Genomic DNA, 16,099 nt, shown 5'->3' with positions numbered 1-16,099 from the left:
TTCCTATGGTGAATTGGTTTCGTTCAACTCGAACGGAGAGTATACCCCTTCATAGTCGACAACCGTTACCATACCTCTATCCGCATGGTTGTTGTCGTGACAATGAAACAGCCACTCACCTCGGTTATCCGCTTCAAAATAAATCGTATAAGACTCTCCTGGTTTCACATTGATCAGATCTTTGACGACTCCGCCACCTGACTCCGACTGCACCTGAAATCTGTGCCCATGAAGGTGCATCGGATGATTGAGTCTTCCTTCATTCGTGATGTCCACTTTGACGATATCTCCTTCGTTTACATGGATCGGAGGGGTATCCGGAAATATTTCTTCATTGATTTGCCAAGCCATCCCCTCACCCATATTCATTCCCATGCTGAGGTCCATATCGTAGGAAACATCCGCTTTCGGCACATTATCAAACAACAGTTCTTCACTTTTATAAGATGTACCTTTCACAGCTTCTGTATCCGTTTTTGGGGCAGAAGCGGCTGTTCGTTCCGAGTCAGGTGATAGAACGGGAATCTTCATATCAGCTGCGTGTTCCACATCTGTGGTGTGAGCGATCTGTTGTGCACCTTCCCCTTTAGTGAACAGAACATCCATCCTTTCTCCGGGAGCAATTTCCAACACGTTTCGTTCCGAAGCGCTTTCTACTTTTTCTGCGTCCACGGAGAGCATTTCCATCGATCCTTCCGGGAAGACGAGACGATGCAATTGATACCCCGCATTCACAAATCGTAGTCTCGCTGTTTCCCCTTCTTTCATTTCCAAAGGTTCAATGGCTGAGCCTGCTTTTCCATTGATGGTGAATGTGTCATACATCTGCTTTGTGTCCGCTTCTCCATCACCGTTCATGGACCCCATCATCATACCCGCCATGTTCGTCCAGTCCTGACGCTCCTGATTCACCGCCCATTCATCAAGCATATAGGTCCTTTCTTTATCCACTGACGGACCGTCTCCTTCTATAATTAAAGGCCCATATAACCCTTTATCCACCTGCAGGGAACTATGCTGATGGGAGTGATACCAATACGTACCCGGATTATTTGCTATAAATTCATAAGTGAAGGATTCGCCCGGTTTCACCGCATCCTGCGTCACTCCCGGCACTCCGTCCATTCTATTCTGAAGAACAACGCCGTGCCAGTGAATTGTTACGGGTACGTCCAGCTCATTCGTCAGTTCCACTCTGACGAAATCCCTTTGCTGAACGCGAAGAGGTTCTCCCGGAACCGTTCCGTTATACGTCCATGCTTGTACTGTTTCTTCACCCTCCACCGTCCAGGACGTTTCCTCTGCTGTCAGCTCAAATTCTTTCACCGGGCGTTCCCCCGCTTCGACAGCCGGCAAATCCAAAATGCTTATCCCTTCTTCATCCGTGTTGATTTCTCCGTCTCCTGAATTCTGCAGAAAAGGAGTCTGGAACAACACCCATCCTCCGATACCAAGCAGAATCACAATCATAATCGATCCCGTAATATACCGTTTCATTCCTGTCGCCTCCACTAATTTTCATTCAGTTTCTTTTTCAATCGGTCGTACTCTTCTTCAGAGATATCTCCCCGGGCGAGCCGGCTCTTCAATGTACCTTCATGATTTTCGGAAGAAGAATTTCTCGTACCGCTATCTTTTGAATCCCCGGGCTTTACCATCCAGATTACAATGGCAACAATAGCCAGGATAAGAAGCAGAAAAATCAATCCGAATCCGAAGAAGTTACCGAAGAAACCTCCACCCATTCCATATCCGTCCATCATTCCACCCATTCCGATCATCTCCTTTACCCTTACCGGGTATGGTTTCTAAACCTTCAAAATTTTTTCTGCACTATTCTTCTTCCCTTAATTGTGCAGAAATTATGGATACATCTAAGAAAATGAAAAAAAGATCGGCTCTCCGCCGACCTTTTTTCCTATTAAGCGATTTTGCGGCATGCCTCTGCGCACTTACGGCAAGCTTCTGCACATTCCTGGCAGTGATCATGGTCATGTTTGGCGCATTCTTCTGCACAGTCATCACAGATTTTCGCACAAACGGAGGCGAGTTCAGATACATAAGCACTGCCTCTTGTGATTGCAGCTTCGAGATACCCGCACATGTCTGCACACTCACGGTCGAGACGGATACACCCTGCCATCATTTTCACATCGTCTTCCTTAAGGCAGGCGTCGAAACAGTGATTACAAGCCTCCATGCATTCATGCAATACCTTCAATGTTTCCTGGTGTTGTTGGTGAGCCATTTTTCATTCCTCCTGAAAAGTAATTATTCCACCCGTGACCCTTCTTTATGTATTCAGAAGTCATCAACGGATGCTTCTGTAGTAAACTGCCCATAAAATGTGCAGAAATTATGAAGAACAGGAATTTATTTAAAAATCTGCAGAAATATGAATGCTTTTCTCTCGAGAAACTGGAAATGATAGCAACGTTCGTGTAAAATAGCGAACAGGTACTACTTTACAACTTCAACCTTTAGGAGCATATTCAATGGAAATTTCCCAACAATCCTGGCTTGAACAAGTCCAGGAAAAAATTCTTATCAATAAAGAAGACATTGCAAAAAAAGCGATGCCGGAAGAAATGATCCAGGCGAACAGTCATCTTTCCAGTGAACTGATGCCATGGCGTTTTCATTTGCTGGAGGTGTTTGCTCAAAGTCTCACCGATCAGTCCAAACAACCGAAACAGTTGCTGCAGGCATGGGCGGACGAACTCAGTGATAAGCTTGTAGAGCTCAATCTTCCACTTGATTTGGCACTTCAGGAAATCGACTACTACCGTGACGCCATCGGTCATGTCATCAAGGAAGAGGCAAAACAAAAAGGGCTCTCTCTCGACGAGTTCTATGAATCGATGACGCATTTCCATAATATTATCGATGAAGCGTGCTACATCATCAGCCGTACGTATGTCAAAGAACACGAGCGTACATTGACGAATGCTCAGTACGCAGTAGAAGAGCTGTCTGTGCCACTTGTCCGCGTCTCTTTGAATACCGGAGTTATTCCGATCATAGGAGATATAGACACGAACAGAGCTCAGGCCATCATGAACAACGCCCTGAATCAATCTGCAGAATACGAACTGGACACGGTAATTATGGACCTTCAAGGAGTAAGCGTCATCGATACGATGGTAGCCGATCAATTATTCAAAGTGATCACAGCTCTTGAAGTCTCAGGTGTACACGCCATTCTTTCCGGGCTGCGTCCGGATATCGCCCAGACGATGGTACAGCTCGGCATCAATATGAAACAAATCGAAACCCATAGCAGCCTTCTTCAGGCTCTCGAGGCACAATGAAACTCGGAATCACTCTTTTCAGAAATTCAGAACGGAGAAGACTAATCATAGGTAAGGCTCTTTTTCCTTTCTTTGATTAGTCTTTTAAATTATTTGTTTTTTTCCATAAATTTTTTAGAATCCTATGTTTTATATCACAAATCATGAGGAAAACCTGTCTCTAAGAAAGGATGCTCTCCCGGCTGGTGAGTTTCCTATTCACAGAAATATTAAAGAGGAGGTTCATCATCATGACTTTATTATTCACAAAAGGCCGCGAACTTATGGAAGAGGATTTCAAGAAGAGTGTCGCACAAAATGCGGAGACACAGAAATCAGACAATAAATCGAAGACGAAAAGCGGTAAACTGTTCAACAAACAAAGCAAGAAAAAATAATTTGAAGGTCCCATCAGCGTCTCCCTCATTCATGGCGACGCTGTTTTTTATTTAATAATCGGAATCTCACGTTGTGAGATTAGTTACATTCTTCCAAACCTTTGTATAATATTACATTTAAGTTACATTTTTCTTTATTATGTTTTTGTTTTTCCTTTTCATGGAATATATATCAGTACATAAAAAAAGGAGGAACGTATACATGAGTAATGAAACACGGTACAAAACAGGGGAAACGGCTCCCATTCCAGGCACCTATAAAATAGACGGTCTGGTAAATGGATATCTGAGCGGAGATCATGCCATTATCGAAATGGCTCAAGGAGATCCTTTCCCTCCTTCCCCTTCCGATCACGAAGCAGCTTATTGGAAGAAAACGTGAACAAAGAAACGCATGAACGCGGAGATAAAGTCCCCGGTTCATGCATTTCTTTTTTACGAAGAATCCAACGCTCCCTCTGTTCTCTTCTGTTCCATGACTTCTTTCGTAAGCGTTTTGATAAGCGCGTAGACCGGAACAGCGACCACCATGCCGATGAATCCTGCTAAAGGCATAGCTACAAGAAGAAGAAAGATGATAGTTACCGGATGAACGTCCAGACGATTCCCCAGTACATAAGGAGCGACGAGGTTCCCTTCCAGCTGTTGCACAATCAATAAAGCTATAAGAACCTGTGCGGCAACGAAAGGTCCGTTCATGAACCCGATGATCACCGCAGGCACCACACCGATTAATGGTCCAAAAAAAGGAACGATGGACATGCACATGAGGAAAACGCCGAGTAGCAGGGAGTACTCGAGGCCGATGATCAGGTAGGCGATATACATGAGCGTCCCATCTACGAAGGCAACAATCGCCTGACCGGTGATGTAGGCGCTGATAGTACGATCCATTTTACGCATCACGTCGATTGTCCCCTCTTTTTTCTTCTCCGGTACGAGCCTCATCACATAGGGAATCATCTTCCTTCCATCTTTCAAAAAGAAGAACAAGATTATCGGTATCACGAAAAGAGTAGTAGCTGCTTCCGTGACGGTAGAAAAAATCTGTCCAAAATGGCCGGTGATCTGCTGGCTGAGACTATTATAGTACTTCGAAATTTCGAATTCGAAGCCGCTGGCGAAGCTGCTGCTATTCAGCTTCTCCTCCAGCTGATCGCTCATACTTTTCATTTTATCTGGAAGCTGTGAAATACTTCCTATGCCGTTATTGAATCTCGAAATGATCAGACGGATGCCTCCGTACATTATACCCCCGACTACGGTGAATACAAGAAGAACGGAAACAGATAACGGAATTCCCGTTTTTCTACTAAGCCCTCGGGTAAGAGGACGCAGAAGGTAGAAGAGAAATCCGGTGATCAACACCGGGTAGAACAGCGTCCAGAAAGCTGTCAAAAATGGTTGGAAAACATCCATTCTACCAAGAAGATAGATAATCGCCACGCCGGCGAGCGCCCAGACAGTGTAAGGGAATGCCGGTTTGTCGTACCAGAGATTTCTCACTCTATCCCTCGACGTCATTCTTAGCCTCCTTCGCTGTCAGCTCGAACGATGTAATCTCCGGAAAATTATTCAGCCGAATCGGTGCGATGCTTAAACCTATGCCACGGTTGACGTACAGACGATTCTCCTCTTCCCCGTAGGATTCTTCTATCCATCCGTCTACGTGTGCTCCGCCCGATAATAGATTCTTCCAGGACCAGTGAGGGGTGAAGGGGATTCTGATCTGCCCGCCGTGCGTATGACCCGCTACAGCGACAGGAGCCTGATTTTCAGGTATATCGTCGAAGGTTTCCGGGTTATGCATAAAAACGAATCGTCCTTCCTCTTCCCCCACATCTTCGTAAGCCTGTTCGATGTCATCTTCTCCGGGCCAACGAGCGCCGATGCCTACGACGTGAAAGTCCTCTCCCTTGAGTTTCGCCGACTCGTTGTGCAGAACTTCTACTCCAACCTCTGTCAGATCCCGCTCTACCCGTTCGGCTATCTCATAATCCGGCTCTTTCTTCGTACCACTCATATTGTAGTCATGGTTCCCTCGCACGGCATATACAGGGAAATCCTGTTCTGTCAGCGGTTCAATCCACGAGGCCACTTTCTCCATCTCCTTCTGGTGATCATTGACCGAATGATAGACGTAATCTCCTAGCAGTACGACCGCCGCAGGGGAGCGGGAAATGATTTCATTGACGATATCAGGGATTTTCGATGAGTTATCCATCCACATGCCTACCTGAAAATCTCCGATAGCGATGATTTCTTTTCCTTCGAGGGAAGACGGAAGGTCAGCTACGACCGCCTTTTCTTCTTCAACTTCCATTTGATATGGCTCGATCAATCCCCAAACGATTATGATAAGTACTAGTACTCCCGTTACGGAAGCGATGATTTTCCCTTTTGATTTCACTATCTTCCCTCCTTGAAAATAGGAAAAAACCAGTCCGTTTTCATAGCGGACCGGTTTTAGTCCTTATCCTTTCTTCTTCACATATTCGAGTTCAATTCCACTTTTCGGCAGGCTGGGAATATCATTCAGCTCATACTTCAAATTCTGCTCAGGTAAATGATAGGTTATAGAATCTGTCAGTACGCGAAGGCTTTCATTAAGTATCCGGAGCGTAATCCACTCTCCGGCACAGCGGTGCCCCTTTTCATGATCTCCTCCTCCCTGAGGAATGAAGTCGAAAGGGCTCCCGAACCAGTTATGGAAACGGTCAGGTTGAAAGCTATCCGGCTTGCTCCAACTATCCGGGTGGTGATTAGTACCGTAAAGGTCAAGAAGCGTCAGGGTACCTTCTTCAAAAGAAGCGCCATGGTACGTGAAATCCTTATCAACACGGGCAATGACGAATGGAAAGAATGGATAATACCTACGTACTTCCTGGATGAACCTTTTCCGTTCCTCTTCGCCTCCTTCCTTCACCTCTTCCGCTGCTACGGGGAAGTCATGAAGGGCAAGACCGAGAAACGTGATGTAAACAGAAACGGCCGTAATGGGACGAATGAGATTAAGAATCTCGACTGCAGCTGTATGCAATTCAAGCAGTTCACCGTTTTTATCCTTGTGAAAACTGACTTTGAAAAGAGGAGTAGTTTCCCTGACTTTCCTTTCTCCTTTTCTGATTTCATCCACCAGTTCTTCTATCCAGGCTTCTGCTTTGCTACGAGAGCGACGAGACAGGAAATGAGAGATACTTACATCTGCAGCTTTTTCGAACAAATCGCTCAACTCTTTCGCCCATTCATCCACATCCTTTTCTTCAAATGGAATACCGGCCCAGGTAAGTGCAGTTTCAGCCATCATTTTTTTCGATTCGTCATAAAGCGTCACTTTCTCCCTGTCCTTCCAGCGATTTACGTACTTCTTCCATACCCCCGTTGTGATTGACTGAATATCATCGAGACTATCTTTCGTCATGAGAGACATGAACATTTCCTTCCGCTGACGGTGATCTTCTCCATCTAGCCCCTGAACGCCGCCTTCACCGAATAATGTTTTTTCTACAGCTTTCGGTGCTGCATCCTGACGACGGAATTTACCGTTATCGTAAAATACCTTTGCAGCTTCTTCACCAACCATACAATACGTTTTCTCTCCAAGCAGCTTCGTTTCGAATACCGGAGAGTGGTATTTGTTTTCTCTGTTCCTTATGAAGGTATACCCCTCCTTCAACATTTGAAGAGAGCGATCGAATCCTTTGTCCTTTGGCAGTGAATCGTCATTTGTCATGCCGCTTCCTCCTTTTCCTTTTTCGCTTTGCGCCGAAGAGTGACTTCCACGCCGATGATACACAGCAACAACCAAAGACACCCGAGGAAAATGCCGCTTACGATATCTGTGAAATAGTGGACGCCGAGATATACACGGCTGAAGCTTATGCCTAAAACGATGAGTACGAGCAAGGTGTTGATCATCCATTTCCATTTACGCCCAATCGCCTGAGCGCCGAGGATGTAAATCAGAAACCCATAAAAGACGACAGCTCCTGAGGCATGGCCGCTCGGGTAGCTGGATGTCGCCCCGTCGTAGCCTCCGAGAAATTCCGGGCGATCCCGACTGGTCAGAGATTTCGCCAATTTGGTGATGCCGCTTACGCCTCCCATCGCTATAGCGAAATAAAGCGCCAGCCAACGACTGAATGAAGATAAAAACAGAAAATAAATAGCGATCAGTACAGACGCCGTAGCAAGCACCGGCACAGATCCGAGTTTCGATATCCCCTTGAATATAGCCGCCACCACCGGCACGTGGATGGCCCTTACCACATCGAAAGCCGCTTCATCGATAGCGAGTTTATCTTTCGGAGTGATAGCAAGCGTTATCCAGATGGACATCGCTACGCCTACCAAGACAAAGAGCAGCGCCGCATAGAGTAGTGATTTCCTCCCGGTGTTCAGTTCTGTGAATTTTTTGTTTGAAAAATACATTAGTCCCTCCTCCCCGGAAGCATTCGGTCACCTGTGTTGGACAGGGTCATTCTCCACTTTCCCGAAAGCTTCCTGATAATGAATATGTTCTCTTGAAAACTTCGTGGGACTATCAATACCCGCTGCCGCTGCTACTGTAAACAACCCCTGGCGCAGCGTGATGAGATAATTGCAGACACGGTATTTCTTCTCTTCGATTTCAAGCGCCTTCTGAAGCTCAGGATCCGTCGTAGCTACGCCGACCGGACAGTTGTTGGTATGACAGACCTGAGACATGATACAACCGGTAGAAATCATGAACCCACGGGCAATGTTCACCATATCCGCGCCTAAGCAAAGTGCCATCGCAATTTTATCCGGTGTAAGGAGCTTTCCAGAGGCGATGACGTGCGTCTGATCGCGAATCCCGTATTCTTTCAACAAATCGTCGACGAAAGGAAGCGCGGAGAATGCAGGTAAGCCTACAGAATCAGCCAGTTCATAATATGACGCGCCTGTCCCCCCTTCTCCCCCGTCCACGGTTATGAAATCAGGGACATTCCCGATGTCACTCATCGTACGGATCATCCCTTCCGTATCTTCTTCGTTACCGATGACAATTTTGATTCCGACCGGCTTCCCACCAGCTTCCCGCAGCCGATCAATGAAATCCATCATTCCATGGACATCGTTGAATTCATGAAAACGATTCGGACTATCGATATCCTGATGCGGTTCGACATTCCGGATTTCGGCAATCTCTTCTGTCACTTTGCTTGCGTCGACGTGACCACCGCGGGTTTTCGCACCCTGTCCGAGTTTCAGTTCGAACGCCTTCACCTGAACATGATCCGCTTGCTTTCTGAATTCTTCCCAGGAAAATTCTCCATCTTTGGTCCGCACTCCGAAAAGTCCGGGGCCGATTTGCATAATGATATCCGTATTTCCTTTCAAGTGGTAAGGAGACAAGCTTCCTTCTCCCGTATTCATCCAGGTCCCCCCTGCCATGCCAAGCCCTTTCGACAGTGTAGTGATGGCTCGATCGCCGAGAGAACCGAAGCTCATGCCTGACTGACCGATCAGCCCTTTGATTCTGAAAGGCTGATCCACCGTATTCTCTCCCAGGACGATTTCATTGTCTTCTGAAAGATAGTAAGGCTCGATTTCCTTTGTTTCATTATGCTCTTTGCGATCGAACAATCTCTCCTTGTCCACCTGATAGGTTTTCGTTTCGATCTTCGGCTCCTGTACCATCTTCATTTCACTCTCGAGCGTCGGGAAGAGCGCGTTCTTCAGATAATAACCCCCTTCTTCGAAATCCCTCTGAGACCCATAACCGATCATCCGGGTGTTATATTTCCCCGCTTTGTTGACGAACACGAACTGGCGACGGTTGAACGGCTTTCCTTCGTTTTCGCTATTATATAGATACTGACGCAATTCAGGTCCCATCTTTTCAATGATGTACCTCGCTTTTCCGAGAACAGGGTAATTCCTCAGTATCGCGTGTTCTTCCTGTTTTTTATCATGGAAATAAAGCCTTAAAGCAATGAGGGATGGGATCAGGACAATAATACTTACAAAAGCGACAAGAATACTTAACAAAATGGTCTGCACTGTATTTTCTCCTCCTTCAGATGATGTATGGCAGGTAGACGATCAGGACGATCAACACCCAGATGATATCTACGAAATGCCAGTAATAATTGAAAATTTTATGCTTTTCGATAAAGTAATCGCGTAATTTCGAGAATGACAACCGGAACATCAATATCACCATCCACATCAATCCGAATGCGACGTGAGAAGCGTGCAGACCGACCAGGACGTAAAAGGATGCAAGGTAATTATTCATTGATAATACATACCCCTCGTGGGCAGCGTACCTGTAGAATTCGTTTATCTCGAGAGCCAGGAAAGTGGATCCGAGCAGAAATGTAAGTACAAGACCGCCCCACACCCACGACCGCTTCCCTTTAACCAGCCCCCTTTCCGCCAGCAAAAGCGTCAAACTCGACGGAAGCAGGGCCGCAGATGTTTTAAGAACTTCTTTGGCTTTGAACACTTCTTCCGGACGTGCTCCTGTATCAGGGGGAGTGAAAATGATATAGGTAGCGAAGAGAGTGAGGAACATGACCGCTTCCACCCCGAGATAAAGGAAAAACCCCATACGTTTATCTTTGAACAGTTCCTGTGTGACTGCCGTCATGCTTCCCCCTCCTTCCTATAGACGCTTTCCCTCTCATCCGTCAGAGTACGAAGGAGGAAAAACATCAACACGAGCAGTCCGAAAATGATTTCAACCCATATCCAATGATAGATGAATGCGATGCTCATCATACTTATGGTCAATACGAACAGAAGCGGTTGGATCGTCTTCACAGATACCGGGGATGGACGTGGATTCGCTCCCATAGGCATATTCTGTATGCGACGTTTATGAAACCAGAAGGGATCGACGCTTTTTACATAAGGGACTTGTTCAAAAGGGTGCTCCGGCGCAGGAGAAGCGACCGTCCATTCGAGCGTCCGACCGTCCCCGAGCCACGCATCAGCCGCTGCCTTCTCCTTCGACTTCGCGGTCTTATACAGATTGTAGAGCAGAAACAGCATACTGATCCCCATAAGGAAAGCACCTGCCGTACTGACTCCGTTATAAATAGCCACGCCGTCCTCCGGCAGATAGGTGTACACACGCCTCGGCATTCCATTCAATCCAGCGAAATGTTGGGGAAGGAACGTCAGGTGGAAGCCTGTCGCAAACAACCAGAAATGCCATTTCCCAAGGCTGTCATCGAGCTTTTTCCCAGTCATCTTGGGGAACCAGTAATAGATTCCTGCGAACGCCCCGAGGACAGTACCCCCGACCATCGTGTAATGGAAGTGAGCAACGACGAAATACGTATCGTGGTACTGATAATCTGCAGCGGCTACAGCTAGCATCACTCCTGTCACCCCGCCCATGACGAACGTCGGAATGAATCCGAGTGAGAAGAGCATGGGGGTCGTCATCCGTATAGCACCGTGCCGCATCGTAAACAGCCAGTTGAACACCTTGATTCCGGTAGGTACAGCGATCATCATCGTCGTAATGGCAAAAAAAGTGTTAGCGAACGCTCCGAGTCCCACCGTGAACATATGGTGTGCCCACACCATGAAACCGAGCATGGCAATGAGTACGATAGCTCCGACCATCGATTTATAACCATATACTTTCTGTCTGGAGAAGTGGGAAATGATATCCGAGAAGATACCGAACGCCGGAATGATGAGAATGTATACTTCCGGATGACCGAAAATCCAGAACAGATGCTGCCAGTAGACGGGATCCCCCATCTCGGACATGAAGAAATGAGTGCCGTAATAGCGGTCGAACATCAGGAGTGTCAGTGCAATCGTCAACACCGGAAAGGCGACGAGAATGAGCACGGATGTCACGAGAGTCGACCACGGAAAAAGAGGCATTCTCGTCATCTTCATCCCTGGAGCACGTAGGCGAAAAATGGTGACAATCATGTTGATCGCCGTCAGAATCGTCCCCATCCCCGACACCTGTAATCCGAATATGTAGTAATTGTTGTTCACCTGGGCCGTGTAGGCATCCGTCGATAACGGAGCGTAGGCTGTCCACCCTGCATTAGGTGCAGCGTTGAAGAAAAAGGACATGTTGAAAATCATCGCCCCTGCAAAAAACAACCAGAAACTTACAGCGTTCAGGTAAGGGAACGCCAAATCATTCGCTCCGATCTGAAGGGGGATGGCTACGTTCATAAGACCGATCAACAGCGGCATGGCGACGAAGAAGATCATCACGGTACCGTGGAAGGTGAACAGTTCATTGTACTTATCTCCCTGGTAGACCCAGAAATCGTTCTGAGGTACTGCTAACTGTGTCCGGATAAGCAGAGCGTCCATCCCTCCCCGGAAGAAGAATAGGATTGCCGCCATAATGTACATCGTTCCGATTTTCCGATGGTGCGTCGTACGCATGTATTCCCACAAAAGTGACCATTTTTTCTTTTTCGATAAAAAGATGATTGTAAGTGCCCCTAGTATCAGCATCACCATCCAGGCGACGACGACATCAGACGGTACTTTCCCTATCACTGGTAGATTCATAACAGAAACCTCCCTTCTATTTGTCCATCCATTCGGTAAATGTATCCTGTTCGACGACTCTGGTAGTGAAGCGCATCATCGCATGATGCGAACCACAAAATTCAGCGCATTTCCCCTGATATCCCCCTACTTGATTGGGGGTGAATTTCAGATGCGTCTGTTTCCCGGGTATCGCATCGATTTTCCCGGAAAGCTCCGGTACCCAGAACGAGTGAATCACGTCTTTCGAGGTCAACGTAAACGTCACTTCTCTATCCACCGGCAACAGTAGCTGGTTGGTCGATTCTTTCCCGTTCGGATACGTGAAAGTGAAAGAAAACTGTCCCGCTGTCACTTCTACATGGAGCCCTTCTTTCTTCAACGAATCTTCCTCTGCTTCCGATTTGTATGTAAGGTTGTAGGTAGCAATCACAGTCGGTATCGCCAAAATGATCAGAAGAATGATCGGGAGTACGGTCCATGAGATCTCGAGCCATTTATTCTCTTTCTCCTCCGGCGGTACGTAAGAATCATCTTTGACACGGTATTTTTTTATGAAGTGGATAAATAGAATGAAAACGATTACCAGAACGAGCATCATCATCCAGAAACTCAGTCCGATAAGATCCTCTATCCTCCTCCCGGTCTCACTGGCCGGATCAAGCACACGGATGTCACAGCCTGCCACCAGTAATAGAAAAAAGAACGACATTTTTCTGATATGTTTCACCATTTCTCCTATCCTTTCCTGAAATTTCTGTGTACATTAATTAGAAGTTACCACCCTGTTCTACTGATAAAACGTAAAATCGACGTATCTCTTCCTATTTAATTAATAGAGAAAAAAGTAGTTGGTTTAGAGGTATCAAAAAAGGGTTACTATTTCTTTAGCGATAGGAAAAAGGAGGAACCACCAAATGGCTCAAAGAACCGGAGCAATCATGACAGACCAACTGAAGAATTGGGGAGTCGAACATATCTATGGACTCCCTGGTGATTCGATCAACGAATTAATAGATGACATACGAACATCAGAATCCCTTGATTTCATCCAAGTGCGTCACGAAGAAACTGCCTCTCTTGCCGCCTCCAGTGAAGCGAAACTGACAGGGAAACTCGGCGTATGCCTTTCCATTGCAGGTCCGGGCGGGGTACACATGTTGAACGGCTTGTATGATGCGAAAGGGGATCACGCTCCTGTACTTGCCATCGTCGGACAGGTGTCGAGTACCGCCGTAGGAACAGATGCCTTCCAGGAAATCAACCTGGAGCGCATGTTCGACGACGTGGCCGTCTTCAACAAACGGGCGCAATCTTCTGAACAACTCCCAGATCTTTTGAATCAGGCAATCCGGGAAGCCTATGCACAGAAAGGGGTTTCTGTACTGATCGTACCGGACAATCTGTTCGCTGAGAAACAGAAGGACGGAGCGTCCCTTACGACGAGCACCTACTTCCGTCCGAACATTTTCCCTGCCCAGGAAGACATGAACGCCGCTCGCGAACTGATCGAAAAAGCGGAAAAGCCGGTGATTCTGGCTGGAAAGGGTACATTCGGGGCACAGGAAGAACTTCTCTCGTTCGCTGAGAAAGCGGGGGCTCCGATTATTCTCAGTCTTCTCGCCAAAGGGCTGATTCCTGACAATCATCCGTATTGCCTCGGTCATCACGGACAAATAGGTACAAAGCCCGCCTATCATGCGGTGAAGGAGACAGATCTCCTGATTCTAATAGGCACGCAGTTTCCGTATTCAGACTTTTTCCCTGAGGGGGTAGATGGAATACAGATCGACAACAAACCGGAAAATATCGGGAAGTATTACCCGGTAACCGTCGGACTCGCCGGGGATGCGAAGTCGACCTTATCCGCCCTCACCTCGACAATGACGCAGACGGAAGATACTTCCTACCTCGAGAAATATCAAGAGAAAATGAACGAGTGGCGCATATCCCTGCAAAAAGAGAAACGGGAAGAAAAAACACCGATTCAGGCCCCACAAGTCATGTATCAGGTGGAAAAACTTCTCGAACCGGGGGCCATCGTTTCGGCAGATGTCGGCAACGTCACCGTCTGGGCTTCCCGTTTCCTTCCGTTCATCGATCAGAAATTCCTGATTTCCGGTCAGCTCGCAACCATGGGTATCGGACTTCCGGGAGCTCTCGCTGCTCAAATCGTGCACCCGGATAAGCAGGTACTCGCCATCTGCGGAGACGGAGGGTTCTCGATGATGATGCATGATTTCGTTACGGCCGTGAAATATCAGCTACCAATCAAAGTCATCGTCCTCAATAACGAAGCGATCGGCATGATCCAGTATGAACAGCAACAGATGGGTCATTTGAATTACCAAACAGACCTTGGACCCGTGAACTTTGCAGGCTTCGCTGAGAACTGTGGCGGAGAAGGGTACCGCATCGAATCCTTCGACGAAATGGAAACGAAAATGAAACAGGCTTTCCTCTCCGATAAACCGGCGATCATTGATGTATGCATCGAAGACATGGCCCCTCTTCCGGGTCATATCGACTATACCTCTGCTGTAAACTACACGCAGTACATCATCAAGAATTTCTTCGAAACAGGAAGTATGGATTTGCCGGACATGAAAAAAGCAGTAAAACGACTTTTCTGAACAGAATCAAATAAGCCGGTCCTTCTACGATAGGGACCGGCTTTCTCTATGATTTTCATCCATTCTTTTTCTCCTGTTCCTTCGCCCACTCATATCGTTCCTTTTGACGATATCCATACGTTCCGTCGAGTACCGTTTCCTCTTTTTCGAGCGTGCTTCCGAGCGCTCCGAGAATCGTCGATACGCTTGCAGTGATCCAGGCCATATAAATATAGGCTTTCGGCTTCAATTCTCCTGTCACTTCGGAATCGACGGTATCGAGCGGTACCATAAGCAGCACCATGCCCTGGAAACAAATATATAATAATACGTAATAAAACAGGACACCAGTCAACAGCGTGAGCAGTGTCGTTCCATTGTATAACCTGCTGAGATAAGCAGAGTGCGCTTCTTTCGGTTTCTCCCATAATTTATGAGCGGCGATGAGCCAGACAGTCAGAAGCCCAGTGGCCATCAAAGCTAACCCTGCGATTCTCGGTACCGTATAGTGATTGCTGAGCATCCAGAGCGTAGGAAAAACCAGACAGAAGGAACCGATACCGAACGAAGCTGCAACCATGCGGAAGAAAGACGGGAACATCCGCCACGGACGATTGGCCCGGACCATACCTGTGACCATACGGAGCGCTCCCCGGGGTCTGGATTCCACGTGGAAGCGGACATCAATGTTATTATCTTCGTCATTTGTCACGGAGCGGTAAATCGGAGAGAGACGATCGAATCCCCGCTTCCGGATCAGCATCATCGGATCTTTCTTCTTCAAGGTGGAAGGCGGTGTGCTTTTTCGCTCCCACCGTTCTCCCACTCTCTTCCTCTGTTCATCCGTACTGCCATCATGCATTTCACTGATCAGATGAAGGACAGCCTCACGGAGCCTTTTGATCAGAGGCGTCGCACCCAGTCCCGGCAGACTGATAAGTCCTGCTCCCCGTTGTTCATTCGCTTCTGCAATAACCAGCTTTCCTTCGTACAAAAGTGGAAGATCCGTCAGGCAGATCGCCATGTCCCATCCCCGGTCTTCTTTTTTCTCAAGAAGGGAAGCGATCACTTCTTCCGTCTTCTCTGTGACACCGGTAAGGGAATCGATGTCGCTCTCCACGATCCATTCTGTGCTGTGATCGACATAGTAATCGAGAAGTTCAGGCATAGCCTCCTCCAGTCCTGCTCCGATTCTGTCCGAGTAACCAGGTGCCGCAACGATGCCGATGATTTTTCTGTGTGTGTCCATGACGACCTTCCTTTCTCCATCCCTTCTCTTCTTTTGCCTAAT

16 protein-coding genes are annotated in these 16,099 nt (G+C 47.3%); 4 read left to right on the top strand and 12 right to left on the bottom strand.

The features are described from left to right. Positions 1 to 3 precede the first annotated feature (3 nt). The 3 genes from BLQ44_RS10015 to BLQ44_RS10005 form a co-directional block, all read right to left on the bottom strand. Complete coding sequence (locus BLQ44_RS10015; protein WP_093193752.1) at positions 4 to 1,497, bottom strand: multicopper oxidase family protein; 1,494 nt, start codon at positions 1,495 to 1,497, stop codon at positions 4 to 6. A gap of 14 nt (positions 1,498 to 1,511) precedes the next feature. Then, complete coding sequence (locus BLQ44_RS10010) at positions 1,512 to 1,772, bottom strand: SHOCT domain-containing protein (protein ID WP_218119002.1); 261 nt, start codon at positions 1,770 to 1,772, stop codon at positions 1,512 to 1,514. Between the two features lie 149 nt (positions 1,773 to 1,921). Further along, positions 1,922 to 2,248 (bottom strand): four-helix bundle copper-binding protein, encoded by a 327-nt coding sequence (locus tag BLQ44_RS10005; protein WP_093193751.1) that lies wholly within the window; start codon positions 2,246 to 2,248, stop codon positions 1,922 to 1,924. Between the two features lie 247 nt (positions 2,249 to 2,495). On the opposite strand from BLQ44_RS10005, the gene BLQ44_RS10000 reads away from it, so the two are divergent. From BLQ44_RS10000 to BLQ44_RS09995, 3 genes are all read left to right on the top strand, one after another. Continuing rightward, positions 2,496 to 3,311 (top strand): STAS domain-containing protein, encoded by an 816-nt coding sequence (locus BLQ44_RS10000; RefSeq protein WP_093193750.1) that lies wholly within the window; start codon positions 2,496 to 2,498, stop codon positions 3,309 to 3,311. Between the two features lie 230 nt (positions 3,312 to 3,541). After that, complete coding sequence (locus BLQ44_RS16555) at positions 3,542 to 3,688, top strand: hypothetical protein (protein ID WP_176757492.1); 147 nt, start codon at positions 3,542 to 3,544, stop codon at positions 3,686 to 3,688. Between the two features lie 202 nt (positions 3,689 to 3,890). Continuing rightward, positions 3,891 to 4,070: a YjzC family protein gene (locus BLQ44_RS09995; RefSeq protein ID WP_093193749.1), complete on the top strand. Its 180-nt coding sequence runs from the start codon at positions 3,891 to 3,893 to the stop codon at positions 4,068 to 4,070. A gap of 53 nt (positions 4,071 to 4,123) precedes the next feature. On the opposite strand, the gene BLQ44_RS09990 is transcribed toward BLQ44_RS09995, so the two are convergent. From BLQ44_RS09990 to coxB, 8 genes are all read right to left on the bottom strand, one after another. Further along, positions 4,124 to 5,212: an AI-2E family transporter gene (locus BLQ44_RS09990; protein WP_093193748.1), complete on the bottom strand. Its 1,089-nt coding sequence runs from the start codon at positions 5,210 to 5,212 to the stop codon at positions 4,124 to 4,126. Beyond that, positions 5,196 to 6,098, bottom strand: a complete 903-nt coding sequence (locus tag BLQ44_RS09985; RefSeq protein WP_245688146.1) for a metallophosphoesterase — start codon at positions 6,096 to 6,098, stop codon at positions 5,196 to 5,198. The genes BLQ44_RS09990 and BLQ44_RS09985 overlap by 17 nt, the downstream gene beginning before the upstream one ends. 63 nt (positions 6,099 to 6,161) lie before the next feature. After that, positions 6,162 to 7,421: a cytochrome P450 gene (locus tag BLQ44_RS09980; protein WP_093193747.1), complete on the bottom strand. Its 1,260-nt coding sequence runs from the start codon at positions 7,419 to 7,421 to the stop codon at positions 6,162 to 6,164. Further along, entirely contained in the window at positions 7,418 to 8,119 is a 702-nt protein-coding gene (locus BLQ44_RS09975) for a phosphatase PAP2 family protein (RefSeq protein WP_093193746.1), read from the bottom strand. Before BLQ44_RS09975 ends, BLQ44_RS09980 begins: the two co-directional genes overlap by 4 nt. Before the next feature lie 27 nt (positions 8,120 to 8,146). Next, complete coding sequence (locus BLQ44_RS09970) at positions 8,147 to 9,715, bottom strand: FMN-binding glutamate synthase family protein (protein WP_093193745.1); 1,569 nt, start codon at positions 9,713 to 9,715, stop codon at positions 8,147 to 8,149. A gap of 16 nt (positions 9,716 to 9,731) precedes the next feature. Next, positions 9,732 to 10,307, bottom strand: a complete 576-nt coding sequence (locus tag BLQ44_RS09965) for a cytochrome c oxidase subunit 3 (protein ID WP_093193744.1) — start codon at positions 10,305 to 10,307, stop codon at positions 9,732 to 9,734. Next, positions 10,304 to 12,217 (bottom strand): cytochrome c oxidase subunit I, encoded by a 1,914-nt coding sequence (locus BLQ44_RS09960; protein WP_093193743.1) that lies wholly within the window; start codon positions 12,215 to 12,217, stop codon positions 10,304 to 10,306. Before BLQ44_RS09960 ends, BLQ44_RS09965 begins: the two co-directional genes overlap by 4 nt. A 16-nt stretch (positions 12,218 to 12,233) precedes the next feature. Continuing rightward, the gene (gene coxB, locus BLQ44_RS09955) at positions 12,234 to 12,929 is read right to left on the bottom strand and encodes a cytochrome c oxidase subunit II (protein WP_093193742.1); all 696 of its coding nucleotides are present in this window, start codon (positions 12,927 to 12,929) and stop codon (positions 12,234 to 12,236) included. 184 nt (positions 12,930 to 13,113) lie between these two features. Here coxB and BLQ44_RS09950 point away from each other — a divergent pair, with 184 nt between their 5' ends. After that, positions 13,114 to 14,829 (top strand): pyruvate oxidase, encoded by a 1,716-nt coding sequence (locus BLQ44_RS09950; protein ID WP_093193741.1) that lies wholly within the window; start codon positions 13,114 to 13,116, stop codon positions 14,827 to 14,829. A gap of 55 nt (positions 14,830 to 14,884) precedes the next feature. On the opposite strand, the gene BLQ44_RS09945 is transcribed toward BLQ44_RS09950, so the two are convergent. Then, a complete protein-coding gene (locus tag BLQ44_RS09945) occupies positions 14,885 to 16,057 on the bottom strand; it encodes a hypothetical protein (protein ID WP_093193740.1) in 1,173 nt (390 codons plus the stop codon). Positions 16,058 to 16,099 lie beyond the last annotated feature (42 nt).

Origin of the sequence: Salimicrobium halophilum (assembly GCF_900100295.1) — a bacterium.
GTDB lineage: Bacteria > Bacillota > Bacilli > Bacillales > Halobacillaceae > Salimicrobium > Salimicrobium halophilum.
Note: the sequence above shows the minus strand (reverse complement) of the source record. Positions and strands in the feature narration are given on the sequence as shown.

Bases quoted from the DNA above. Each gene is read 5' to 3' on its own strand.
- BLQ44_RS10015 (WP_093193752.1), bottom strand. From the start codon at position 1,497: ATGAAACGGTATATTACGGGATCGATTATGATTGTGATTCTGCTTGGT.
- BLQ44_RS10010 (WP_218119002.1), bottom strand. From the start codon at position 1,772: ATGGGTGGAATGATGGACGGATATGGAATGGGTGGAGGTTTCTTCGGT.
- BLQ44_RS10005 (WP_093193751.1), bottom strand. From the start codon at position 2,248: ATGGCTCACCAACAACACCAGGAAACATTGAAGGTATTGCATGAATGC.
- BLQ44_RS10000 (WP_093193750.1), top strand. From the start codon at position 2,496: ATGGAAATTTCCCAACAATCCTGGCTTGAACAAGTCCAGGAAAAAATT.
- BLQ44_RS16555 (WP_176757492.1), top strand. From the start codon at position 3,542: ATGACTTTATTATTCACAAAAGGCCGCGAACTTATGGAAGAGGATTTC.
- BLQ44_RS09995 (WP_093193749.1), top strand. From the start codon at position 3,891: ATGAGTAATGAAACACGGTACAAAACAGGGGAAACGGCTCCCATTCCA.
- BLQ44_RS09990 (WP_093193748.1), bottom strand. From the start codon at position 5,212: ATGACGTCGAGGGATAGAGTGAGAAATCTCTGGTACGACAAACCGGCA.
- BLQ44_RS09980 (WP_093193747.1), bottom strand. From the start codon at position 7,421: ATGACAAATGACGATTCACTGCCAAAGGACAAAGGATTCGATCGCTCT.
- BLQ44_RS09975 (WP_093193746.1), bottom strand. From the start codon at position 8,119: ATGTATTTTTCAAACAAAAAATTCACAGAACTGAACACCGGGAGGAAA.
- BLQ44_RS09965 (WP_093193744.1), bottom strand. From the start codon at position 10,307: ATGACGGCAGTCACACAGGAACTGTTCAAAGATAAACGTATGGGGTTT.
- BLQ44_RS09960 (WP_093193743.1), bottom strand. From the start codon at position 12,217: ATGAATCTACCAGTGATAGGGAAAGTACCGTCTGATGTCGTCGTCGCC.
- coxB (WP_093193742.1), bottom strand. From the start codon at position 12,929: ATGGTGAAACATATCAGAAAAATGTCGTTCTTTTTTCTATTACTGGTG.
- BLQ44_RS09950 (WP_093193741.1), top strand. From the start codon at position 13,114: ATGGCTCAAAGAACCGGAGCAATCATGACAGACCAACTGAAGAATTGG.
- BLQ44_RS09945 (WP_093193740.1), bottom strand. From the start codon at position 16,057: ATGGACACACACAGAAAAATCATCGGCATCGTTGCGGCACCTGGTTAC.